Below are 22,038 nucleotides of genomic sequence, written 5' to 3' on the forward strand. Positions count from 1 at the left end.
TACGATGACCTCTCACGGCTTTTCGCTTAAGCGCTGCATTCTGGACGCCATTTTTTCCGGGCTGATTGCGTTAATAATTTTTGGCCCGATTGCCGGCGTGGTGCTGGACGGATACAGCTTTAATTTCGCCGGACAGCGGCTCGCATGGATAGTCGGCATCGTGATGCTGGGCCGTTTTCTGCTGAGCGCTTTTTTAGGCACCGCTCCGGGTGCACGTTTCCAGGCACGTTTTGAAGCCGACAGCGCGGGGGTTTATGTCCGGCCGCCGGAATACAAAAGCCGCATGCGCTGGATAATCCCGCTGATTATCGCCCTTGCGATCTGCTTTCCCTTTGTTGCCACCAAGTACGTGCTCACCGTCGCCATTCTTGGGCTTATCTACGTGCTTCTCGGTCTCGGGCTGAATATTGTGGTCGGTCTGGCCGGGCTTCTGGATCTCGGTTATGTCGCTTTTTATGCCATCGGCGCTTACGGGCTGGCGCTGGGGTATCAGTATCTGGGATTAGGATTCTGGAGCATGCTGCCGCTGGCGGCAATTATGGCTGCCGCGGCCGGCGCCCTGCTCGGCTTTCCGGTGCTGCGCATGCACGGTGATTACCTGGCGATCGTCACGCTTGGCTTTGGGGAGATTATTCGCCTGATCCTCAACAACTGGCTGACCTTCACCGGTGGCCCGAACGGCGTTTCTGCCCCGCCTCCCACCTTTTTCGGACTGGAGTTTGGCCGCCGTGCCAAAGAAGGAGGCGTACCCTTTCACGAATTTTTCCATCTGACCTACAACCCGAACATGAAGTTTATCTTTATCTACACGGTCCTGTTCCTGGTGGTGATGCTGGTGCTGTATATCAAGCATCGTCTGACGCGGATGCCGATTGGTCGGGCATGGGAAGCCCTGCGGGAGGATGAAATCGCCTGTCGCTCAATGGGATTAAATCATGTGCTGGTCAAGCTCTCGGCCTTTACGCTGGGTGCGTCGACTGCCGGCATCGCCGGGGTGTTTTTTGCCACTTATCAGGGCTTTGTCAACCCGACATCGTTTACCTTTTTTGAATCGGCGCTGATCCTGGCGATTGTGGTGCTCGGCGGTATGGGCTCAACGCTTGGCGTGGTGCTGGCGGCGTTTGTGCTCACGGTGACGCCGGAGCTGCTGCGCAGTTTTGCCGAGTACCGGGTTTTACTGTTTGGCATGCTGATGGTGGTGATGATGATCTGGCGTCCACGCGGGTTGATCCGCATTAACCGCAGCGGGTTTGCCGTGCGTAAGGGCGTAGCGCCATGAACGGAACGATATTAAGCGTTGAACATCTGATGATGCATTTCGGCGGGATCAAGGCGTTAAACGACGTCAACCTGGACGTGCAGCGCGGTTCAATTACTGCGCTTATTGGCCCAAACGGCGCGGGAAAAACCACCGTCTTCAACTGCCTGACCGGTTTCTATAAGGCTTCCGGCGGCAATATTTTCTTCAATACGCGCAATAAGACGACCAACGTCATTCAGATCCTCGGGCAAAAATTCCAGCCAGGGGACTGGATCCACCCTGCGCAGTTTGGGCAACGCCTGTTCTACAAAATGTTCGGCGGCACTCACCTGGTGAACCGCGCCGGACTTGCGCGCACCTTTCAAAATATTCGTCTTTTTCGCGAGATGTCGGTCGTGGAAAACCTGCTCGTGGCACAGCACATGCGCGTCAATCGCAACCTGCTGGCCGGCGTATTCAATACGCCAGCGTACCGACGGGCGGAAAACGACGCGCTGGACAGGGCCTTTTACTGGCTGGAGGTGGTCGATCTTGTGGAGTGCGCCAACCGCCTGGCGGGCGAGATGTCGTACGGTCAACAACGGCGCCTGGAGATCGCGCGGGCCATGTGCACCGGCCCGGAAATGATCTGTCTGGATGAACCCGCCGCCGGGCTGAACCCGGTAGAGACACATAAGCTGAGTAACATTATTCGTTTTCTGCGCGACAACCACGGCATAACGGTATTACTGATTGAGCACGACATGGGGATGGTGATGGAAATATCGGACGACATTATTGTGCTCGACCATGGCGATGTGATTGCCCGGGGGAAACCTGAGCAGATCCAGCATGACGAAAAGGTGATTGCCGCCTATCTGGGCACCGATGAAAGCGAGGTCACCCTATGAATGAGCCGCTGCTGGCATTTCGCGAGGTGGATGTGTTCTATGGCGTGATCCAGGCGCTGAAGCAGGTATCCCTTGAAGTGCATAAAGGGGAAACGGTGGCGCTTATCGGCGCGAATGGCGCGGGTAAATCGACATTGCTGATGTCTATTTTTGGCCAACCGCGTATTCGTAACGGGCAGATCCTGTTTTGCGGCGAAGACATCAGCCATAAATCTACCCACTATGTGGCCTCCGGCGGCATAGCGCAGGCACCCGAGGGGCGGCGTATTTTTCCGGATATGACGGTTGAAGAGAACCTGCTGATGGGGACCATTCCTGTCGGCAATCAATTTGCCGCCGACGATATGCAGAGCATGTTTGAACTGTTCCCGCGCCTCAAAGAACGCCGTAAACAGCGAGCCATGACCATGTCCGGCGGAGAACAGCAAATGCTTGCCATCGCCCGCGCGCTAATGAGCCGCCCTAAACTGCTACTGCTGGATGAACCCAGCCTGGGTCTGGCGCCCATAGTGGTTAAGCAGATCTTCCAGACGCTGCGCGAGCTGGCTCGCAACGGCATGACCATTTTTCTGGTAGAGCAAAATGCGCATCATGCTCTGAAGCTTTCTGACCGTGGCTACGTCATGGTCAACGGGCAAATTCGCCTCAGCGGCAGCGGCGAGGAGTTGCTGGGAAACCAGGAGGTAAGAAAAGCCTATTTAGGCGGAGTGTAATTCATATGCGTGTCATACGCATGTCGCGCATAAATGTAACTATATGTCAGGCGATACGACGCGGGTGATTCAATTTACCGCTATTAACATCTTCGCTGATTATTTATGAAAGATAGACATTTGCGGCCATCGGTCCGCTGAGTCCGTTGATACGACAGAACTCAACGCGAATCCCGGGAAGGAGCGTTTCTTTTTCGTTGTTATTAAAGGCTGAAATGTGGAGAAAAACGTCCTTTCGACCATCTGAAGGGATGATTAGGCCTTTACCACTGTGCATATCAAAACTTTTGACAATTCCTGTCATTTTACGAGACAAATAAGATCCTCTTAGAAAACATGCATTAACTATACACACAAATTAATTTTAAGCTAATGCAGCGTGACACTTTTTATGTGAGCCTTCCGGAAGGCTAAAATAAAAATTGCTAATTCTCCCGCCTCATGCATTAATGAAGTCGTTGGTTTAATCCACACACGAGCGTAAAAAATTTTACCCGGCAGTCCTCATAACCAGGCGCTATCGCTGATATCCCCTCCTTTTGAGTCCATACGTTTAATATTATACGTTTCTTAGCATTTCAAATACTCACAAGGAGTCTGCATGTCTTCAAGAATTATAGGTTTGGTTAAGTGGTTTAACGAAGATAAAGGTTTCGGATTTATCTCTCCTGTCGATGGTAGCAAAGATGTGTTTGTGCATTTTTCTGCTCTGCAGGGCGATGATTTTAAAACTCTCTTTGAAGGCCAGAAGGTCGAATTTGCTATCCAGAGTGGCGAAAAAGGCCCTGCTGCTGCAAGCGTAATACTTTGCGATAGATAAAGTTATCACGGACCCGCGATCACGATGATGGATTTTTCCTGAGTAGACGGGTCCTGGATTAGAAGGCTTTTTCTGAGCAACAGGTCAGCATATTTTTCTCGTAGAAAGAGTGTGCTGACCGATGTGATGAAGTGCAGGTCTGCTGCACGAAGAGTCTTAAAGCAGAAGCGAGCTGCTTGTAAAATATCAAAGTGCGTAAGAGGTCAGGCAACCTCCAAAAGCATCACTTCTTCAATGTTGCTTTGCCAAATGAGATCGTCTTTAAAGACGCAAATTCATCATCTGGCAAATGCATTTTTAGAATTTTTGAGCGGTTTTGAAAAGAGTGCTGCAGTGTGGGCAGACAAGTTGAGCCCCTTTTTGTACACGGCTGAAACTATGCTCAGAGTCTTTTGAACAGTTTGGACATGGACATTTAACTAAGTAATTGCGACGGAATTGTGTATTTTTACGTCCTGACATAGGCATCTCCTGATTTAAACGACTGTCACCATACACGTTCACGAAGATGATTGCTTGCTTTTATTTCCGAATGATTGCAAAAACCAAAGAAAGTACAAATGCAACGCTTTTTCGAAAATTAAATACCGCTAATGTTAAAAAAGGTAAATGATATCAACTTAAATATTCACTTCAGATGCCCATGTTGTCATGGCTCCCAATACAGAACGTCGATTTTTGATGTGTCTGAAAAAAATCCTTATGGCGTTAAATGCATTTTCTGCAAATCGACGATGACATTCGCAGACAGACCTGACAGCCAGACAAAAATTTTCGCGCCGTCCTGATTCCCCTCACCTTCATAGAGAAGGTGCTTAAGCAGATAACGACCAACAAGGTGAGATATGAAGAAAGTCATCGTCTTTTTCAATGGTAAACCGAGCAATGTTGTCACCGTGCTTAAGGGTATTACATCCATACGGCAGGAATATCCGAATGGTGAAGCGATAAACCTGCAGATAATGTCCGCAGGTTTTCCTTCTCTGACCGGCGATCATGAAGTGGTTTATGTGGCGTCGGACAGGGAGCTGACTTCTCAGGAAATTCTGGATGCGGCTAAAAAATATTTATAATTATTCTGAATGTATGGCTGTTCTTGTAGATGCCCTTTTTCAAGGGTAATCCCCTTCTTATTTGTACTGCTAACATCTTTTGTTTACCCTCCCCCCCCACGTTAAAAACCTTATACGGAATGTATAATACGTTAACGCTATTGCCAATAAACACATCCCTAATTGACTTAATTGCGTCATAATATGTCAGGTGGCTTATTGTCTCAGCCCTGACTCATTCAGTTGTGTGTCAGACACAATATGCGTTACCTCATCCAGGTGCCCAATTCGGGCCTCCCCTGAACGGTTAAACTTACTCTTATCTATCAACAATAAAGACTGAGAAGCGCGCTTGAGTAGCAGCGATTTGAAGCCGGCGTTGACCCTGTTGGAATCCCACAACCCTCCATGACTGTCTATCCCTTCGCAGGAGAAGATAAACAGGTCGATGTCCAGCAGTTTGAGTTGTGAAATCAACGAGGGGTTAACGTAGCAGCCATACTTACGCTCGAGTTTACCGCCGGAGCTAATAAGTTGAATCTGTTCACGTTTGCCCAGTTCCAGGCAGATGGGGTGACTGTTAGTAAAGACCTGAATATCGATGTCAGGCAGTTGACGCGCAAGATACCAGCAGGTTGAGCTGGCATCCAGAGCAATGACCATCCCGGCTTCAATCCACTCCAGCGCTTCTCTGGCGATATCCGCTTTATGCGTGAAGTGGCTCTTAAGGCGAATATGAAAAGGATCACCGCTGTCCTGGTTTTCCCGGTGAATATATTTCGCCCGACCGTGGTTGCGCAGCACTTTTCCCTGCGCCTGCAGTTCGCTGAGATCCCGGCGAATGGTCTCTTTACTGACGTTAAGCTGGGTGGATAAAACGTCCGTCGTCAGACTATGATGCTGAATCAACAGGTCGATTATCGTTTGCTGACGTGCCTCTTTCATTTTTTCTCACCCATCATTCGATACACGCCCGCGCTGGCGGGCGCACCGGCATGAGATTACGGCGTTACCCCCTTTTTTAAAAGAATATTCCCGTATTTAGCACACTCCCCTGTGACAACGATCGCAAAGGATTTTTTGGCACGTGCGTAAAACGCATAGCGGTCAATGCGGGTAATTGCCGGACAGGGTGCCTGACGTGAAAGCGCATCGCGATAGCGAGCCTCAACACGGGGATCGAGGGAGTCACCCTCAACTGCAGCCATCATCACCAGTGGCGGCGCGTAGCTGTCGAGCTCAAACAGCGGGATAATTGCATGCAGCAATTCGCTGACCTTTAGCCCATCGGCGCGTATAACCTGCGGTCCCATACTGTGGGCGGGGAAATGGGCATCAGAAAAAATAATCTCATCGCCGTGGCCCATTTCGGCCATGACTTTCAGTAGTTCAGGTGATATTAACGGTGAAATCGTTTTTAACATCTCAAACTCCCTCGATCGGTGCAGATTCGGTTTCCGGAAAGAAGTAGCGGTACTGATAATGCATCTGCGCTCTGGCGTGTTCCGGGCTCGTAAATTCTCCGACCCCGTACCAGCCAAACAGGGCTGCCCCCGCGACAGTGGTTTCTGCATCATCAAGTACCTTGATGGGGATGCCGAGCATATTGGCTTTGATCTGGTTCCACAGCATGTTACGGCTGCCACCGCCGACCAGCAGCAGTTCAGTCGCATTGAAGTGACCGATCTTTTCCAGCGTGCGCAGATTCTGCGCCAGCTGCCCGGTGAGGCCCTCCAGCGCAGCGCGATAAAAATGACCGCGTGTGGTGTTGAGTGTGACGCCCTCCCAGCCTGCATGCTGACAGCCGAGGAGATCACAGTGCATTTTCACCCCTTCGGACCCCATGGGTATGCGGCGGGCTGTCTCAATCAGCGTTTGCCAGGGCGTCTCTTCGGTCCAAAGCAGTTTACGTACCCATTCAAGTACGCCCGATGCCAGCCACTGCATGCCAGGGTTATACAGCCCTGGCTGGCTGTCCAGTTCGCAGGTAGAGCCGACGTAGCGACTGAGCAGCGGCGTGTTGACCTGTGCACTGCGCACCATCAGGATCTCCCATGTTCCCGAGGAAAGGACGGGTTCATCCGGCGCGGCACCTGCACCAAACAGCGCAAACTGGGTATCGTGTCCGGTGGAAATCACCGGGATACCGGCGGGTAGATCAAGCCATTGGGCAGCATCAGACTGTAAATTACCGACGAGCTCACCGGCTTCCACCAGACGTGGGAAGAGCCGACGCGGCAAACCCGCCGCCTGCAAAATTTCATGGCTGAAATCGCGCTGTTGAATATCCAGCATCTGGCTGGTCCCTGCCATAGTAACGTCGGTGGTGAATTCGCCGGTCAGACGGTGGTTAATCAGCGACGAGATAAACAGCCAGGCGTGTGCCTGTTCCAACAGCTGCGGGTGATTTTCTTTTAGCCACACCAGCTTATACAGCGTATTGAAGCCAAATGCCCCCACGCCGGAAATGTCCTGAAGCCGCTGAGGTGACAGCAAGCGGTCAATATTTTTCATCACTTCGGTGGTGCGTGGGCATTTCCAGCTGATGATTGGGTAGAGCAGCCTGCCGTGCTCATCGACCAGCGCGCCATCAACGCCGAAGGTGGTCACCGTGACGCCGCGAACGCGACAGTTTGCCAGACTCGTCTTCAGCGAGCGGCAACAGTCCGCGAAGCGTTGCATAATGGCCTCGAGAGACCACTGGTGCCAGGCGCTATTTTCTATGGCGATGTCGCTGGCATTGGCCGTAGCGGCACGGGCGATAATTTTGCCCTGCCGGTCAACGGCAATGGCCCGGATATTGGTCGCTCCGCAGTCGAGAACCAGAATAACCTCTTGTTTCATAGCACCTCCTGAAACGTCGCCGGCTAACGTGTCGCTTATCGGGCCTGCAATTCGGTGTTTTACAGGCCCGGTAAACATACGCTACCGGGCAAAGACGTTACTCAACGTTTGTACAGCGGGCCATAGTTTTGACAGGCGCGGTAATCCTGGCCTTCGCTATCCATGCCGTGCGCAGCCCAGGCGGAAGGACGATAGACCTTCGACTCTTCCACATTATGCATGCAGACCGGAATTCGCAGCATTGATGCCAGGGTGATGAAGTCAGCGCCGACGTGGCCGATGGTCAGCACGCCATGGTTTGCCCCCCAGTTCGCCATCACGGAATAAACGTCGGTAAAGGGACCTTTACCCGTCAGACGTGGTGCAAACCAGGTGGTCGGCCAGGTTGAGTTGGTACGGGCGTCAAGCTGATCGTGCATCTCTTTCGGCAGTTCCACGCTCCAGCCTTCTGCAATCTGCAGAACCGGGCCAAGACCTTTGATGATATTCACGCGGGTCATGGTGAACGGCACGCCGCCTTCGGTCAGGAAGCGAGAAGAGAAACCGCCGCCGCGGAAATATTCATGTATCGCCGGACACCATTCGGTGGCCGCCAGGCAGGCATCAACCTCCTGCTGGCTAATGTCCCAGAATGGTTTCATTGTTGGCTTGCCATCGCTGCCGCGCTGTTTGCATGAGCCATCGAGAGCCGCAGAGCCGGAGTTGATCAGGTGGATAATACCCTTCTCAGCCAGACCGCTGAGCGGTTGACCGGTCACGCGCGCTACCGCGTCTGGAGACCAGTAGGTGCGCACGTCGGCGAACACCTGTGCTGTGCCGGTCAACTGGTGGCCCATTAGCATCGCCACGCCGTTGAGGCTGTCATTTTCGGTCGCGACGACAAAGGGTTCACGCACGCCATTCCAGTCAAAGGAGCTGTTAAGCAACGCTTCGGCGGTATCGCCGTTCGGGTATTGATCGGTCCAGTGACGCTGGCCCTGGAAGCCTGCCGCAATGGCGTTGTAGCCCAGCGATTCTTCCACCCGCCCTTTTTCCGCCAGTGCTGGGTTGCCCTGCATCATGTCGCGGATACACATCGCCATCAGCAGACTCTCTTTCAGCACCTCGCGGTTCTGCGCTTCGTTACGCTTATACTGCTGCGCGTTCTGGTCTTCGCCGTAGCGGAAGTTTTTGTCCGCCCAAGCCAGCGCCATTTCCAGTTCGGTTTCATCGAAGATTTTCTGATCAATGCGGCGGCGCAGTTCAGTCATATCAACTGCCTGTACCTTCATCCCCAGCCAGGATTCGAAGAAGTTAGGGTCGACGATGGAACCGGCAATCCCCATCGACACCCCCCCAATGGAGAGATAGCTTTTCCCTTTCATACTGGCGACGGCTAAACCGGCACGCGCAAAGCGCAGCAGTTTTTCCTCAACATCTTCGGGAATCGAGGTGTCGTCGGCGTCCTGGACATCATGACCATAAATAGAGAATGCCGGGATCCCTTTCTGGCTGTGTGCAGCCAGCGCGGCGGCCAGATAAACGGCACCCGGACGTTCAGTCCCGTTAAAACCCCAGATGGCTTTCGGACGCATGGGGTCCATATCGATCGTTTCGCTCCCGTAGCACCAGCACGGCGTCACGGTGATGGTCACGCCGACGTTCTGGCTGCTGAATTTTTCTTCACAGGCGGCAGATTCGGCCATCCCCGCAATGCAACCGTCAGCAATGACGCATTCAATTTGCTCGCCGTTGGGGTGACGAAGCTTTTCAGTGAGCAGCGCGGCGGTGGCGTTGGCCATATTCAGGGTTTGCTCCTCCAGAGACTCACGAACCCCCATACGACGACCATCAATCACCGGACGGATACCTATTTTCGGTAAGCTGATTTTTTTCATGACAGATCCCTCACGTTTTCGGATACAGGTTTAATTCGTTGCCGCTTGCGAACGGAAACGGGCAAAGATGAAGATGACGGCAAAACACACTGCCGGAACCAGTTCTGCTGTTGGGATATTGCCTGCAGCATCGCTGACAAAGCCCATGACCGGCGTCACAATCCCGCCGCCGATAATGGTCATGACGATGAATGACGAGCCGTATTTGGTGTCCTGACCCAGGTTCTTAATCCCAAGGGAGAAAATGGTTGGGTACTGAATAGACATAAATGCACTGCACAGCGTTAGCGCCAGTAGACCGAAATGGCCGCCGAATACGGCGGAGACCAGGCATAGCACCATGGCAAGCAGGGCATAAGCGGCCAGTACTTTATGCGGTGCGAAGCGGCTGATTAGCCATGTACCGGTAAAACGACCGATGAAGAAGCACACCATGGTGCCGGTCAGGTAGTTGGCGGCGAAACCTGGCGTCATACCGGGGATCTCTTCAATAGCGTACCGGATCAGATAACTCCAGCAGGCAGTTTGCGCGCCGACATAGCAGAATTGCGCCAGCACCGCCCAGCGCCAGTGGCGAATACGGACCAGACGGGAAAGAGAGGCAGAAAATGTGCTTTGTGTGCCGTCGACGTGATTATCGCTCTGAAGGACCGGAAATTTGGTCAACATAATCAGCAGGGCGACCAACAATACAATTGCCACGATAATCATATAAGGCGTTTGTACGGATAACACCAGGCTGTGCTTATAAATGCTTAGCTGTTCTGGCGTCATTTTATCGAGTACCGACTGAGAGTGATGGGGCACGTTAGACAAAATTAGGCTTTGTCCAAACACAACGGCAATAATCGCGCCAAAAGAATTAAAAGTTTGCGCCAGATTAAGACGGAAATGACCACCACTCTCTGGCCCCAGCACTGTCACAAAGGGGTTAGCAGCAGTTTCAAGGCAACCTAACCCCGCCGCTATAATAAAAAGACCGACAAGAAACAATGTATAATTCATTAACTCAGCCGCAGGCCAGAATAATGCAGCACCAATAGCATATAAAAACAGCCCGGTAATGATACCTGCCTTATAGCTGAGTTTTTTCATCAGTATCCCGGCAGGAACTGGAATGACAAAGTAGCCGAAATAGAACGCAGATTGTATTAGGCCAGCCTGGAAGTTTGTCAGGGTAAAGGCTTGCTGAAACTGTGGGAGTAAAATGTCATTCAGGTTATTAGCGACTGCCCAAAGAAAGAACAGTGAGCAGAGTAATGCGAAAGGAATAATGTAACGCTGGGCTTGCCCGGCATTGACCGCACGAAAACTCTGCGTTGGTATTGTTGTATTTCCCATAACACCCTCGTTAGTCAGAAGCGTCAGAATGTGACTTTCCTTTCTTGCCAGACGGTAAAAATAAAAAGGTGCTTTACTCTTACTGGCGCGAATCTGGCGATCGGAATGATCTCGTGAATGCATTTTCATGTAAAAAAGGGGGGCGAATATGATGACAATCACATTTAACGGCAACGCGATATCTTTATGTGATCGTTATCACTTTAAATTTAATAAAAACGCCCCCCGCCGGGGAAAATAAACATTAAAAACCACAACCCCAGTGACCGATTTAATGTATTACTCCGAAAACGGGCATTTTCACGGTAAAAATCATCAAAACGACTGTTTGAATAAAAATCTTCTGAATCGGTCATTTTTACCGAAATGAATTAATCGAATAAGGATCAATTCCCGACTATTAATTGATGGCGATCACAAAGTGAAACCACCGTAATTCTTTTAGCGTTATTCCCTATAAAGATGGTGCGCAAATATACGGTTAATTCATCAGGACAACAGGCTTGTTCTGCTGGTGCTTTAGATCATCAAGAGAGGTAAAAAATGGAACGAAATAGACTGGCGCGGCAGATTATTGATACCTGCCTGGAAATGACCCGCCTGGGGCTAAATCAGGGCACGGCTGGCAACGTCAGCGTGCGCTATCAGGACGGGATATTGATAACGCCAACGGGGATCCCCTATGAAAAACTGACGGAATCACACATCGTTTATATTGATGCCGACGGTCAGCATGAACAGGGCAAACTGCCTTCCAGCGAGTGGCGTTTCCATATGGCCGCCTACCAGACGCGTCCGGATGCGCAGGCGGTGGTGCATAACCATGCGGTGCACTGTACCGCCGTGTCTATTCTTAACCGCCCTATCCCGGCCATTCATTACATGATTGCCGCCGCAGGTGGTAATTCCATACCCTGCGCGCCATATGCCACATTTGGGACACGCGAGCTGTCCGATTATGTCGCCTTTGCCCTCAGGAACCGCAAAGCAACGCTGTTACAGCACCACGGCTTAATTGCCTGTGAAGCAAATCTGGAAAAAGCCCTGTGGCTGGCGCATGAAGTTGAAGTACTGGCACAACTGTACCTTTGCACGCTGGCAATAACGGATCCGGTCCCGGTACTGGATGACGATGCTATCGCCATTGTGCTGGAAAAATTCAAAACCTACGGACTGCGCATTGAAGAATGACATCGCATAGCAAACAGGAGAAATGCCATGGCGAAAAGAATGATTTTGAACGAAACGGCCTGGTTTGGCCGGGGCGCGACAGGGATGCTTTGCGATGAGGTAAAGCGTCGCGGCTATCAAAAAGCGCTGATTGTCACCGACAGGACGCTGATACAGTGTGGCGTGGTGGCGAAGGTCACGGATAAGCTGGACGAAGCGGGGTTGGCCTGGGAAATATACTCCGGCGTGCTTCCTAACCCGACAATCGGAATAGTACAGGAAGGGCTGGGTGTTTTTCAGAACAGCGGCGCAGATTACCTTATCGCTATCGGGGGCGGCTCGCCTCAGGATACCTGTAAGGCAATCGGTATTATCAGCAATAACCCGGCGTTTAAGGATGTTCGTAGCCTTGAAGGCCTGTCCCCAACCCGTAACCCCAGCGTACCCGTTCTGGCCATTCCCACTACAGCCGGAACAGCGGCTGAAGTGACCATTAACTACGTGATCACTGATGAAGAGAAGCGGTGTAAATTTGTTTGCGTCGATCCGCACGACATTCCGCAGGTCGCTTTTATCGATGCAGATATGATGGACGGTATGCCGCCAGTGCTGAAAGCAGCAACCGGCGTTGATGCGCTGACCCATGCGATTGAAGGGTATATTACCCGGGGTGCATGGGCCTTAACCGATGCGCTACACATCAAGGCGATTGAGATTATTGCCGGCGCGCTGCGCGATTCAGTCAAGGGCGATCGAGATGCCGTCGAGGCGATGTCGCTGGGCCAGTATGTTGCCGGCATGGGCTTTTCCAACGTTGGCCTGGGGCTGGTTCACGGTATGGCGCACCCGCTGGGGGCTTTTTATGACACACCGCACGGCGTGGCGAATGCCATTTTGCTGCCTCATATCATGCGTTACAACGCTGACTTTACCGGCGATAAATTCCGCGATATTGCACGGGCGATGGGCGTGAAGGTTGAAGGGCTGAGCCTTACGGACGCGCGCAATGCTGCCGTGGATGCCGTCTTCAGGCTTAATCACGATGTGGGCATCCCGCTCCATCTGCGTGAGGCTGGAGTACAAAAAGAAGATATCCCGATGCTGGCCCAGGCGGCATATGATGATGTCTGTACTGCCGGCAACCCACGGGAAGCGAGCCTGGCAGATATTAGCGAGCTGTACCATACCGCCTGGTAGTGCGACTGCGTTACCCGGTTTAGAGGACCCTTCTGGGCCGGGTGACGCAGAGAGACAGTGCCATCAGTATTTAAAACCGTGATTTCGCAGCTGACGACCGACGCCGACAGATCCTATCGCTAATGGCCATTGTTGGGCATGATTGCCCTCTTATTGTGGCGAAGTTGAAGGGTGAAACTAGGGTATACGGCGAAAAACAGGCACAAAAAAACCACCTTTCGGTGGTTTCACGACACTGCTTATTGCTTTGATTATTCTGCTTTTTCCCATGGTAGCCGGAGTGGGACTTGAACCCACACAGCGCGAACGCCGAGGGATTTTAAATCCCTTGTGTCTACCGATTCCACCATCCGGCCAGGGAAGAAAGTGGAGGCGCGTTCCGGAGTCGAACCGGACTAGACGGATTTGCAATCCGCTACATAACCGCTTTGCTAACGCGCCGTAAAACTTTTTTGCACGACACCCGCTATTGCGCATGTCTTTAATCTGGAGCGGGAAACGAGACTCGAACTCGCGACCCCGACCTTGGCAAGGTCGTGCTCTACCAACTGAGCTATTCCCGCATGTCATCAAGTTAACTTCTAACCACTTGATTTCATTATCGTCCGGCTAGCTGTGCCGCCGTTCGATGCGTTGCATTCTACTGATATGACGGTATGAGTCAACGTTATTTTTTGCATCCCCGGATCGTTTGCTGAAAATTACGTCGAAACGATCACTGATCAAGCAAATCGCCGCGGGCAGCGTTTAAATATTGCAGCATAGACCACAGCGTCAGTACTGCAGCAACCCACAGCAGCCCAATCCCCGCCCACTCAACCCAGGCGTTTGGACGCCAGAGCATCCAGACCAGCGAGGCCATTTGCGCGGTAGTTTTCACTTTACCAATCCACGATACCGCGACGCTGCTGCGCTTACCCAGCTCCGCCATCCACTCACGCAGCGCAGAGATGATGATCTCACGACCAATCATGGTTGCTGCAGGCAGCGTTACCCACCACGTGTGGTAGTGCTCAGCCACCAGCACCATCGCGATAGCGACCATGACCTTATCGGCGACCGGGTCGAGGAAGGCACCGAAGCGGGTGCTTTGGTTCCAGCGGCGTGCCAGATAACCGTCAAACCAGTCCGTAACCGCAGCCACCAGGAAAATCAGTGCACAGGCAAAAGGGGCCCAGACGACTGGCAGGTAAAACGCCAGTACAAAGAACGGGATAAGCACAACGCGAAAAAGAGTGAGCAACGTAGGGATATTAAATTGCATAATGACGGTAACTGTTTGTTGTCAGTAAAATTTAGCTCTATGTTGCTACAGAGCCCTCAATGTTTCAACGAGTAGTAGATCTTTTCTGCCAGCGCTTGCGAAATACCCGGCACTTTTGCAATTTCCTCCATGCTGGCATTGAGTAATCCTTGCAATCCGCCCATATATTTAAGCAACATCTGTCTGCGTTTTGGCCCTACGCCTTCAATGGTCTCAAGCGTACTGGTGTTTTTTACCTTCGCCCGTTTTTTTCGGTGCCCGCTGATGGCGTGATCGTGTGACTCATCGCGGATATGCTGGATAACATGCAGTGCCGGAGAATCCGGCGGCAGGCTGAAGCCCTCCCCTTCCGGTTCGAAGAAGAGCGTCTCCAGACCGGCTTTACGATCGGCCCCTTTTGCCACACCCAGCAGCAACGGATGGTTTTTATCCCAGCTCACATCAAGTGAGTCAAAGACGGCTTTCGCCTGCCCGAGCTGCCCTTTCCCGCCGTCAATCAGTATCACATCCGGGATTTTGCTCTCTTCGATGGCTTTACCGTAGCGACGGCGCAGCACCTGGTTCATGGCTGCATAGTCATCACCCGGCGTGATCCCGGTGATGTTATAGCGACGATATTCCGCGCGCAGCGGGCCGTTAGCATCAAACACCACGCAGGAGGCCACGGTCTGCTCGCCCATTGTGTGGCTGATGTCGAAGCACTCCATCCGTTTAACCTCCGGCAGCTTCAGGAGCGTAGCCAGTGCCGTTAAACGCTGGTGGACCGTCGATTGCTGGGACAGTTTTGTAGTAAGCGCCGTCGCCGCATTGGTCCGGGCAAGCTTCAGGTAACGCGCGCGGTCACCGCGCGGTTTGGTCTGCACGTTAACCCGACGACCAGCCAGTTCTGACAGCGAATCCGCCAAAAGCGTTTTATCATCGAGATTGAAATCAAGCAGGATCTCCGATGGCAGCGTGCGCATCTGACTCCCCTGAAGATAGAACTGGCCGACGAAGGTTTCAACCACCTCACCCAGCTCCGTCCCTCCCGGCACTTTCGGGAAATAGCTGCGGCTCCCGAGCACTTTACCCTGACGAATAAACAGCACATGCACGCAGGCCATGCCGGCGTCAAAGGCAACGCCGATCACGTCGAGATCGTCACCGGTGTTCGAGACGAACTGTTTCTCAGTGACTCTGCGCACCGCCTGGATTTGGTCGCGGATCCGCGCGGCCTCTTCGAACTCCAGCGCTGCACTGGCTTTCTCCATCCGGGCGATCAGCTGCGTTAATACCTGATCGTCTTTCCCGGCTAAAAACAGGCGCACATACTCGACCTGCTGCGCATACTCGTCTTCACTCACCAGCCCGGCAACGCATGGCCCCAGACAGCGGCCAATCTGGTACTGCAGACACGGGCGCGAGCGATTGCGATAGACACTGTTTTCACACTGGCGAACAGGGAAGATTTTTTGCAGCAGCGCCAGCGTCTCACGTACGGCATAGCCGTTGGGAAACGGGCCGAAATATTCACCCTTGGCATGTTTTGCACCGCGGTGCATAGCAAGCCGGGGGTGCGTATCGCCACTCAGGAAGATGAACGGATAGGATTTATCATCGCGTAACAGCACGTTGTAGCGCGGCTGATAGAGCTTAATATAGTTATGCTCAAGCAGCAGCGCCTCCGTCTCGGTATGCGTGACGGTAACATCAATATTCTGTATGAGTGCGACCAGTGCTTCGGTCTTGCGGGAGGCAAGGTTACTGCGAAAATAGCTGGAGAGGCGCTTTTTGAGATCTTTCGCTTTCCCCACGTAGATAACCGTACCGCCAGCGTCATACATACGATAGACGCCAGGCTGGCTGGTTACGGTTTTCAGAAATGCTTTTGAATCGAACACATCACTCACTGACTTAACAACGTCTCCGCATTACATAAACCATGCCGGATGGCCAGATGAGTCAGTTCAACATCACCATGAATGTTCAGTTTGCTGAACATGCGATAACGATAGCTGTTCACCGTTTTCGGGCTAAGATTCAGCTGTTCCGAGATCTCATTTACCTTCTGACCTTTGGTGATCATCAGCATAATCTGCAATTCACGCTCGGACAAACTGGCAAACGGCGATTCCGTTTTCTCGGGTTCGATCTGACTCAGGGCCATCTGCTGAGCAATGTCGGAAGCAATGTAACGCTGTCCGGCAAACACGGAACGGATAGCATTGACAACTTCCTGCGGCGCGGCACCTTTACTCAGGTAACCGGCAGCGCCCGCCTGCATCACTTTCGCGGGCAGCGGGTTTTCAGTATGCACGGTCAGCATGATGACTTTTGTATCAACAAAGGTACGCGCGATTTTGCGGGTTGCTTCAAGACCACCGATACCGGGCATGTTCATATCCATCAACACCACATCGGCCGAATTAGTGCGGCACCATTTTACGGCATCTTCGCCGCAACAAGCCTCACCAGCAACTTTAATACCTTTTATATCTTCAAGAATGCGTCGTATCCCTGCGCGCACCAGTTCGTGGTCATCAACAAGAAGGACGTTGATCAAAGGAAATGTCTCCAGAATAGGGATAACGCTACTGAGTGATAATTTGGTTTATATTAACGGTTTTCCTCACAAGATTAAAACGTTAAAAAATCGGCTATTCGATTTCGCTCTCGTTTTTGGAAATTAGGCTGTACAGAACGTGGAAAGAGAGCCCGCGCCACCAGGGCTTGTGCAGCTTTTTTTAAGCATCTGTATTCAAAAAGTTACAAAAAACCTGTCGCCTGAGTCCGTAAAAAAACAGTTCTTAAATTTTTGTAACAATAATTAACGGCAAGCGAACCGGGTATAAACAATTTGTCGCTATTAACGCCGCACAGTTTAGCGGCACGCGTTGTTTACGCAAATAAACATCCAGTGTAAAAGTACGAAAAACAACCGCTGCATTTTTTGCTGCGCCTTGTGGTATACTCCGCCGCCTTGACTTTCATCGTCGCGCACGAGCGCCGTTTTATAATGAGGAAAATAAATGAGCACACCTGAATTTGCCACTGCGGAGAATAACCAGGAACTGGCACAGGAAGTAAACTGCCTGAAATCGCTGCTAACGCTGATGCTACAGGCGATGGGCCAGGCTGACGCCGGTCGTGTGATCATTAAAATGGAAAAACAAATCGCGCAGATGGAAGACCAGGCTGAATCCGCGGTATTTGCCAACACCGTTAAGCAAATTAAACAAGCCTACCGCCAGTAATAAAAAACGGCTGGATGCGGTGCATTCAGCCGTTGCCTCGTCTGACACGCAGAACGTACTCTCTACTCAAATAAGCCCGGTCGCCGCCGCGTAACACGCGATCTGCGTCTTGTTAGGCGCATTGAATTTCTTCTGCATATTCTTCTGATGAAAGTTAACCGTATTCTCTGAGATGGAGAGAATGATCGCAATTTCCGCCGACGTCTTCCCTTCCGCGGTCCATTTAAGAATTTCCCGTTCACGTTTGCTGAATTTCATCTCAGGCGGCATCACCATCTCATCTTCAAATCGAATCAACGATGTTAAGGCCACTTGCACCAGCAGTTGTAACCGCAGCTCTATTTCCTCATGGTCTAGCGGGCTCTCCAGCATGCTAGTACGAGAAACCGACAGAAAACCGAGTGCATGATTCGGCAGCATCAGACACTGCGTTATTCCTGTACGTAAGCCGTGCTCCCGTGCGCTATGCCATAATTCCTCAGCATCCGCGAATAATTCGTCAGTCCAGGGTAAATGCCCCTGGATGAAATTCTCCGGTTTTAACACCGGGTCAATGGCGAAATAATTCTTCGACTGATATTGCGCCTGCCACTGTGGCGGATAAGTGGTATGCACAGAAATCTTAGGCCGCGTAAAAGGCACGGGATGGCGTACGCAGAGTGCGTAATAATCGAATTCTAGCGCCTGAGTTTGTCGCTGAAGTTCCTGATATACCTCGTCGGCACAGGTCAATTTCTGAAACCGGAGGGAGCATTCCCGTCGCCAGGTGAAAAAGTCTGAATCCTTCATACTTACTAAATGAAGCCTCTGAAATGATATTCATTATTATGGTGAATATAACCTAACACATAAAACTTATTTCTAACTACAAAATATCGGCAACAGCACAATTAACTTTACGTTTGATAAGGTTTATTGGGCCTGAGCGGAATAAAAAAACACGGTGTCGGGCGCAGGGGGAGAATAATTTGCCCCAGATGAATTTTCTGGAGCAAATTAGTGCAAAAATTCTACTGCATAAGGAATTTTTCAAGGAACTGACGGGTTCGCGGCTGCTGTGGGTTGGCAAATAAGTGTTTTGCCGGCCCCTGCTCCACAATCCTTCCCTGATCCATGAAAATGGCGCGGTCCGCCACATCACGAGCGAAGCTCATCTCGTGGGTAACGATAACCATTGTGCGTTTCTCCTGTGCCAACTGGCGGATGGTGTTCAGCACCTCGCCCACCAGCTCAGGGTCGAGCGCAGAGGTCGGTTCATCAAAGAGGATCACATCCGGGCGCATCGCCAGCGCGCGGGCAATCGCCACACGCTGCTGCTGACCACCTGACAGGCGGCGCGGGTAGCTGGTTTCTTTACCGGCCAGCCCGACTTTTGCGAGCAACTCGCGCGCGCGAACCGTCGCGTCCTCTTTGGCTTCCCCTTTTACAATGACCGGGCCTTCAATGATGTTCTCCAGCACCGTCCGGTGTGGGAAGAGATTGAAGTTCTGGAAAACAAAGCCCACATGCTGGCGCAACTGGCGAATCAGACCTTTTTGCTGGCTGATGGATTTGCCGGTATCAATCGTAATATTCCCCACCCGAATCGTGCCTTCTTCAGGCTGTTCAAGCAGGTTGATGCTGCGCAGCAACGTTGTTTTCCCGGAACCACTCGGGCCGATAATGGCGACCACTTCGCCCTGCTCTACCTCCAGATCAATCCCGTGGAGCACCGTTTGACCGTGGAATTTTTTCACCAGGTTTTTAACGTCGATAGCACTCATTTTGGATCACGCTCCTGGCGGTTAAGCTGGTTTTCGAAATAGTTTTGCAAGGCGGATAACACCGTCGCCATTACCCAGTAAATCAGCGAGGCCGCCAGATACATGGTGAACACTTCCAGGGTGCGCGAGGTAATAAGCTGCGCCTGACGGAACAGTTCCGGTACCTGAATGGTGGCCGCCAGCGACGTGTCTTTCACCAGGCTGATAAAGCTGTTGCTGAGCGGCGGAAGCGCCACACGCGCCGCCTGAGGCAGAATGGCTCTGCGCAGCGTTTGCCAGGGCGTCATACCGATACTAGCCGCCGCTTCCCACTGCCCTTTATCAATGGACGAGATTGCCGCACGCAGCGTTTCAGAGGTGTATGCCGCCGTATTGAGCGACAAACCAATCATCGCCGCCGGGATCGGATCCAGCTCAATACCAAACTGCGGTAAACCGTAGTAGATCATAAAGAGCTGCGCGATAAGCGGCGTGCCGCGAAACACAGAGATATAAAAACGCGCCACCCAGCGTACTGGTAAGACGGGTGACATACGCATTAAGGCCAGCACAAACCCGAGTACCAGACCGAAGAACATCCCGCCAATACTGAGCTGTAACGTAAATACCGCACCTTTAAGCAGGTACGGCAGGGAATCAATAACCAGTTGAATACTTTCTTGCATTATTATTTTTCGACCTGATTTTAGACATGAGGATGGTAGGCAAACAGCGCAGGTGCCCCGCCAGTGTGAACAAACAAAATCGGCCCTTCATCCTTAAAGCGCTTCTGTTCAATGCCATCGATAAGACCGGCCATCGCTTTGCCCGTATACACGGGATCAAGCAGTATACCCTCGAGGCGCGCCAGCAATTTCACCGCGTCCATCCCCTCTTCATTAGGCGTGCCGTAGCCTGGTGCAAAATAGTCGTCCCAGAGCTGGATATCAGCCGTTGCCTTCAACGCCAGTTGCTCTGCCACCGCCTGCTGTAAGGTGACCACTTTCGGCTTCTGGTCCGCGACGCTACGCGATACCGTCACGCCAATAAGCTCGACATCGGGTAATAATTGCTCCAGACCTACGGCCAGCCCTGCGTGGGTACCTGCACTGCCGGAAGCAACAACGACAGAAGAGAGGCTGACCGCCCCCTCGCATTGCTGGGCAATCTCCAGCGCACTTTCCACATACCCCAGCGCGCCCAGCGCATTCGAGCCGCCGACAGAAATAACGTAGGGACGAAAACCCTGCGCTTCCAGACGCGTCGCCAGTTCATCAAGTTGTGCGGTCGGGTCGGTTAATGCCTCGACCATTTCGACTTGTACGTTAAACAGATCCAGCAGCAGACGGTTGCCGTTAGTCAGATAGTTTTCTGCGTGCGTTCCAATTGGGTTTTCCAGCAATGCCACACAGTGGAGACCCAGCTTTGCGGCCACCGCGGCAGTCTGGCGGACATGGTTAGACTGAATGGCACCTGCGGTAATGAGCGTATCCGCGCCTTCACGCAGGGCGTCAGCGGCCAGAAACTCCAGCTTACGCAGCTTATTGCCCCCCATCGCCATCGGCGTTACGTCATCGCGCTTGATAAAAATATCGCGTCCTAAATAGTCAGAAAATCGCGGCAGATACTCCAGCGGAGTCGGCGCGCCGATAAACTCCAGGCGGGGAAAGCGCGTTAAATTCTGTAGTGACATGGGTTCTCCGGTAACACAGACTCAAGGTGATATTTTTCATTATGCACGCAGACGCGTAAGAAATAAAAAAGGCGCTTTTAAAAGCGCCTTTTTTTAACGTCAAAGACTTATTTCGTGACGTCTGCCCCGAACCACTTCTCAGAAAGGGCTTTCAGGCTGCCATCTTTTTGCATGTCAGCAATCGCGGAGTCAATCGCTTTAACCAGGTCGTCGTTGCCTTTACGAACGGCTACACCGGATTCCTGACGAGAGAACGCATCACCGGCTACCGCCAGGGTATTGTTGGTTTTCTTCACCAGATCCAGCGCGGCCAGACGGTCAACCAGAATCGCATCAATACGACCTACGCGGAGATCCTGGTATTTTGTCGGGTCATCATCGTAAGTGCGGATATCCACACCCTGAACGTTCTGGCGCAGCCACTCTTCATAGTTGGTTCCCAGACCGACACCGACTTTTTTGCCTTTCAGGTCAGCGGCCGTTTTGATGGTGCCTTCGTTACCTTTCTTCACCAGCGCCTGGATACCGGACACGGTGTACGGCGTGGAGAAGTCATACTTCTTCTTACGCTCGTCAGAAATGGTCACCTGGTTAATCACCACATCAATACGTTTGGAATCCAGCGACGCCAGCATACCGTCCCATTTGGTCGGTTTGATGGAGGCTTTCACGCCAAGGTGTTTCGCCAGTTCCTGTGCAAATTCCACTTCAAAACCGGTGAGTTTACCGTCATCGCCCTGGAAGCTGAACGGAGGATAGGTTCCTTCCAGCCCGACCAGCAGCGTACCGCGCTCTTTCACTTTATTCAGCAGATTTTCTGCGGCGAACGTTTTCACGCTCATACCCGCGACCAGCGCGACTGCCATTACACCCATCAGCGCCTGACGACCCAGAAGTGCTAATTTCATAAATACCCCGATATAGTGGAATTTTTGAGTAGT

24 protein-coding genes and 3 tRNA genes are annotated in these 22,038 nt (G+C 52.0%); 9 read left to right on the forward strand and 18 right to left on the reverse strand.

Features of this window, described 5'->3' with window-relative positions:
- The first annotated feature begins 4 nt into the window (after positions 1-4).
- From livM to QMG44_RS10115, 3 genes are read left to right on the forward strand one after another with little or no spacing between them, the layout of a single operon-like run.
- Positions 5-1,279 (forward strand): high-affinity branched-chain amino acid ABC transporter permease LivM, encoded by a 1,275-nt coding sequence (gene livM, locus QMG44_RS10105; protein ID WP_020883360.1) that lies wholly within the window; start codon positions 5-7, stop codon positions 1,277-1,279.
- The gene (locus QMG44_RS10110) at positions 1,276-2,151 is read left to right on the forward strand and encodes an ABC transporter ATP-binding protein (RefSeq protein WP_014170700.1); all 876 of its coding nucleotides are present in this window, start codon (positions 1,276-1,278) and stop codon (positions 2,149-2,151) included. The genes livM and QMG44_RS10110 overlap by 4 nt, the downstream gene beginning before the upstream one ends.
- Complete coding sequence (locus tag QMG44_RS10115) at positions 2,148-2,864, forward strand: ABC transporter ATP-binding protein (protein ID WP_014170701.1); 717 nt, start codon at positions 2,148-2,150, stop codon at positions 2,862-2,864. Before QMG44_RS10110 ends, QMG44_RS10115 begins: the two co-directional genes overlap by 4 nt.
- Positions 2,865-2,967: 103 nt before the next feature.
- On the opposite strand, the gene cspF is transcribed toward QMG44_RS10115, so the two are convergent.
- A complete protein-coding gene (gene cspF, locus QMG44_RS10120) occupies positions 2,968-3,180 on the reverse strand; it encodes a cold shock-like protein CspF (protein WP_025203826.1) in 213 nt (70 codons plus the stop codon).
- A gap of 285 nt (positions 3,181-3,465) precedes the next feature.
- Between cspF and QMG44_RS10125 the strand changes: the two genes are divergently transcribed.
- Entirely contained in the window at positions 3,466-3,684 is a 219-nt protein-coding gene (locus tag QMG44_RS10125) for a cold shock domain-containing protein (protein WP_014170702.1), read from the forward strand.
- A gap of 297 nt (positions 3,685-3,981) precedes the next feature.
- Here the strand turns inward: QMG44_RS10125 and QMG44_RS10130 are convergent, their stop codons facing one another.
- Positions 3,982-4,152, reverse strand: a complete 171-nt coding sequence (locus QMG44_RS10130) for a YnfU family zinc-binding protein (RefSeq protein WP_305961753.1) — start codon at positions 4,150-4,152, stop codon at positions 3,982-3,984.
- A 125-nt stretch (positions 4,153-4,277) separates the two neighbouring features.
- Here QMG44_RS10130 and QMG44_RS10135 point away from each other — a divergent pair, with 125 nt between their 5' ends.
- Both QMG44_RS10135 and QMG44_RS10140 read left to right on the forward strand, forming a co-directional pair.
- Positions 4,278-4,472 (forward strand): cold-shock protein, encoded by a 195-nt coding sequence (locus tag QMG44_RS10135; protein ID WP_086532351.1) that lies wholly within the window; start codon positions 4,278-4,280, stop codon positions 4,470-4,472.
- Positions 4,473-4,529: 57 nt separating this feature from the next.
- Positions 4,530-4,757, forward strand: coding sequence for a hypothetical protein (locus QMG44_RS10140; RefSeq protein WP_014170703.1), 228 nt, complete (start codon positions 4,530-4,532; stop codon positions 4,755-4,757).
- A 195-nt stretch (positions 4,758-4,952) separates the two neighbouring features.
- Here the strand turns inward: QMG44_RS10140 and fucR are convergent, their stop codons facing one another.
- The 5 genes from fucR to fucP form a co-directional block, all read right to left on the reverse strand.
- Positions 4,953-5,681: an L-fucose operon activator gene (gene fucR, locus QMG44_RS10145; protein WP_032678450.1), complete on the reverse strand. Its 729-nt coding sequence runs from the start codon at positions 5,679-5,681 to the stop codon at positions 4,953-4,955.
- A 56-nt stretch (positions 5,682-5,737) separates the two neighbouring features.
- The gene (fucU, locus tag QMG44_RS10150; protein WP_086532350.1) at positions 5,738-6,160 is read right to left on the reverse strand and encodes an L-fucose mutarotase; all 423 of its coding nucleotides are present in this window, start codon (positions 6,158-6,160) and stop codon (positions 5,738-5,740) included.
- 1 nt (position 6,161) lies between these two features.
- Positions 6,162-7,580, reverse strand: coding sequence for an L-fuculokinase (fucK, locus tag QMG44_RS10155; RefSeq protein ID WP_086532349.1), 1,419 nt, complete (start codon positions 7,578-7,580; stop codon positions 6,162-6,164).
- Positions 7,581-7,681: 101 nt separating this feature from the next.
- Positions 7,682-9,457, reverse strand: coding sequence for an L-fucose isomerase (fucI, locus tag QMG44_RS10160; RefSeq protein WP_020883355.1), 1,776 nt, complete (start codon positions 9,455-9,457; stop codon positions 7,682-7,684).
- 30 nt (positions 9,458-9,487) lie between these two features.
- A complete protein-coding gene (fucP, locus tag QMG44_RS10165) occupies positions 9,488-10,798 on the reverse strand; it encodes an L-fucose:H+ symporter permease (protein WP_044867021.1) in 1,311 nt (436 codons plus the stop codon).
- Positions 10,799-11,341: 543 nt separating this feature from the next.
- Here fucP and fucA point away from each other — a divergent pair.
- Entirely contained in the window at positions 11,342-11,989 is a 648-nt protein-coding gene (gene fucA / locus QMG44_RS10170; RefSeq protein ID WP_020883353.1) for an L-fuculose-phosphate aldolase, read from the forward strand.
- Positions 11,990-12,016: 27 nt separating this feature from the next.
- Positions 12,017-13,165: a lactaldehyde reductase gene (gene fucO, locus QMG44_RS10175; protein WP_232937558.1), complete on the forward strand. Its 1,149-nt coding sequence runs from the start codon at positions 12,017-12,019 to the stop codon at positions 13,163-13,165.
- A 269-nt stretch (positions 13,166-13,434) separates the two neighbouring features.
- Here the strand turns inward: fucO and QMG44_RS10180 are convergent.
- From QMG44_RS10180 to uvrY, 6 genes are all read right to left on the reverse strand, one after another.
- Positions 13,435-13,521, reverse strand: a tRNA-Leu gene (locus QMG44_RS10180).
- An 11-nt stretch (positions 13,522-13,532) separates the two neighbouring features.
- Positions 13,533-13,606: transfer RNA gene (locus tag QMG44_RS10185), tRNA-Cys, on the reverse strand.
- Positions 13,607-13,652: 46 nt separating this feature from the next.
- A tRNA-Gly gene (locus tag QMG44_RS10190) sits at positions 13,653-13,728 on the reverse strand.
- 152 nt (positions 13,729-13,880) lie between these two features.
- Entirely contained in the window at positions 13,881-14,429 is a 549-nt protein-coding gene (pgsA, locus tag QMG44_RS10195; protein WP_014170706.1) for a CDP-diacylglycerol--glycerol-3-phosphate 3-phosphatidyltransferase, read from the reverse strand.
- A 56-nt stretch (positions 14,430-14,485) separates the two neighbouring features.
- On the reverse strand, positions 14,486-16,318 hold the full coding sequence (gene uvrC / locus QMG44_RS10200) for an excinuclease ABC subunit UvrC (protein WP_014170707.1): 1,833 nt from the start codon (positions 16,316-16,318) through the stop codon (positions 14,486-14,488).
- A complete protein-coding gene (gene uvrY / locus QMG44_RS10205; protein WP_013096026.1) occupies positions 16,315-16,971 on the reverse strand; it encodes a UvrY/SirA/GacA family response regulator transcription factor in 657 nt (218 codons plus the stop codon). The genes uvrC and uvrY overlap by 4 nt, the downstream gene beginning before the upstream one ends.
- Positions 16,972-17,437: 466 nt before the next feature.
- Between uvrY and QMG44_RS10210 the strand changes: the two genes are divergently transcribed.
- Positions 17,438-17,662 (forward strand): DUF2594 family protein, encoded by a 225-nt coding sequence (locus tag QMG44_RS10210; RefSeq protein ID WP_003859644.1) that lies wholly within the window; start codon positions 17,438-17,440, stop codon positions 17,660-17,662.
- A 66-nt stretch (positions 17,663-17,728) separates the two neighbouring features.
- Here the strand turns inward: QMG44_RS10210 and sdiA are convergent, their stop codons facing one another.
- The 5 genes from sdiA to tcyJ all read right to left on the reverse strand — a co-directional run bounded on the left by sdiA (position 17,729) and on the right by tcyJ (position 22,005).
- On the reverse strand, positions 17,729-18,451 hold the full coding sequence (gene sdiA / locus QMG44_RS10215) for a transcriptional regulator SdiA (protein ID WP_014170708.1): 723 nt from the start codon (positions 18,449-18,451) through the stop codon (positions 17,729-17,731).
- 221 nt (positions 18,452-18,672) lie between these two features.
- Positions 18,673-19,425, reverse strand: a complete 753-nt coding sequence (gene tcyN, locus QMG44_RS10220; protein ID WP_014170709.1) for an L-cystine ABC transporter ATP-binding protein TcyN — start codon at positions 19,423-19,425, stop codon at positions 18,673-18,675.
- The gene (gene tcyL / locus QMG44_RS10225; protein WP_014170710.1) at positions 19,422-20,090 is read right to left on the reverse strand and encodes a cystine ABC transporter permease; all 669 of its coding nucleotides are present in this window, start codon (positions 20,088-20,090) and stop codon (positions 19,422-19,424) included. The genes tcyN and tcyL overlap by 4 nt, the downstream gene beginning before the upstream one ends.
- Before the next feature lie 20 nt (positions 20,091-20,110).
- On the reverse strand, positions 20,111-21,097 hold the full coding sequence (gene dcyD, locus QMG44_RS10230; protein WP_086532347.1) for a D-cysteine desulfhydrase: 987 nt from the start codon (positions 21,095-21,097) through the stop codon (positions 20,111-20,113).
- A gap of 107 nt (positions 21,098-21,204) precedes the next feature.
- The gene (gene tcyJ / locus QMG44_RS10235; RefSeq protein WP_020883350.1) at positions 21,205-22,005 is read right to left on the reverse strand and encodes a cystine ABC transporter substrate-binding protein; all 801 of its coding nucleotides are present in this window, start codon (positions 22,003-22,005) and stop codon (positions 21,205-21,207) included.
- Positions 22,006-22,038 lie beyond the last annotated feature (33 nt).

It is taken from the genome of Enterobacter sp. 200527-13 (assembly GCF_027924865.1).
GTDB lineage: Bacteria > Pseudomonadota > Gammaproteobacteria > Enterobacterales > Enterobacteriaceae > Enterobacter > Enterobacter ludwigii.

What these genes read in the sequence shown, in the direction of transcription:
- livM (WP_020883360.1), top strand. Translation starts at nt 5, where the DNA reads ATGACCTCTCACGGCTTTTCGCTTAAGCGCTGCATTCTGGACGCCATT.
- QMG44_RS10110 (WP_014170700.1), top strand. Translation starts at nt 1,276, where the DNA reads ATGAACGGAACGATATTAAGCGTTGAACATCTGATGATGCATTTCGGC.
- QMG44_RS10115 (WP_014170701.1), top strand. Translation starts at nt 2,148, where the DNA reads ATGAATGAGCCGCTGCTGGCATTTCGCGAGGTGGATGTGTTCTATGGC.
- QMG44_RS10125 (WP_014170702.1), top strand. Translation starts at nt 3,466, where the DNA reads ATGTCTTCAAGAATTATAGGTTTGGTTAAGTGGTTTAACGAAGATAAA.
- QMG44_RS10130 (WP_305961753.1), bottom strand. Translation starts at nt 4,152, where the DNA reads ATGCCTATGTCAGGACGTAAAAATACACAATTCCGTCGCAATTACTTA.
- QMG44_RS10135 (WP_086532351.1), top strand. Translation starts at nt 4,278, where the DNA reads ATGTTAAAAAAGGTAAATGATATCAACTTAAATATTCACTTCAGATGC.
- QMG44_RS10140 (WP_014170703.1), top strand. Translation starts at nt 4,530, where the DNA reads ATGAAGAAAGTCATCGTCTTTTTCAATGGTAAACCGAGCAATGTTGTC.
- fucR (WP_032678450.1), bottom strand. Translation starts at nt 5,681, where the DNA reads ATGAAAGAGGCACGTCAGCAAACGATAATCGACCTGTTGATTCAGCAT.
- fucU (WP_086532350.1), bottom strand. Translation starts at nt 6,160, where the DNA reads ATGTTAAAAACGATTTCACCGTTAATATCACCTGAACTACTGAAAGTC.
- fucK (WP_086532349.1), bottom strand. Translation starts at nt 7,580, where the DNA reads ATGAAACAAGAGGTTATTCTGGTTCTCGACTGCGGAGCGACCAATATC.
- fucI (WP_020883355.1), bottom strand. Translation starts at nt 9,457, where the DNA reads ATGAAAAAAATCAGCTTACCGAAAATAGGTATCCGTCCGGTGATTGAT.
- fucP (WP_044867021.1), bottom strand. Translation starts at nt 10,798, where the DNA reads ATGGGAAATACAACAATACCAACGCAGAGTTTTCGTGCGGTCAATGCC.
- fucA (WP_020883353.1), top strand. Translation starts at nt 11,342, where the DNA reads ATGGAACGAAATAGACTGGCGCGGCAGATTATTGATACCTGCCTGGAA.
- fucO (WP_232937558.1), top strand. Translation starts at nt 12,017, where the DNA reads ATGGCGAAAAGAATGATTTTGAACGAAACGGCCTGGTTTGGCCGGGGC.
- pgsA (WP_014170706.1), bottom strand. Translation starts at nt 14,429, where the DNA reads ATGCAATTTAATATCCCTACGTTGCTCACTCTTTTTCGCGTTGTGCTT.
- QMG44_RS10210 (WP_003859644.1), top strand. Translation starts at nt 17,438, where the DNA reads ATGAGCACACCTGAATTTGCCACTGCGGAGAATAACCAGGAACTGGCA.
- sdiA (WP_014170708.1), bottom strand. Translation starts at nt 18,451, where the DNA reads ATGAAGGATTCAGACTTTTTCACCTGGCGACGGGAATGCTCCCTCCGG.
- tcyN (WP_014170709.1), bottom strand. Translation starts at nt 19,425, where the DNA reads ATGAGTGCTATCGACGTTAAAAACCTGGTGAAAAAATTCCACGGTCAA.
- tcyL (WP_014170710.1), bottom strand. Translation starts at nt 20,090, where the DNA reads ATGCAAGAAAGTATTCAACTGGTTATTGATTCCCTGCCGTACCTGCTT.
- dcyD (WP_086532347.1), bottom strand. Translation starts at nt 21,097, where the DNA reads ATGTCACTACAGAATTTAACGCGCTTTCCCCGCCTGGAGTTTATCGGC.
- tcyJ (WP_020883350.1), bottom strand. Translation starts at nt 22,005, where the DNA reads ATGAAATTAGCACTTCTGGGTCGTCAGGCGCTGATGGGTGTAATGGCA.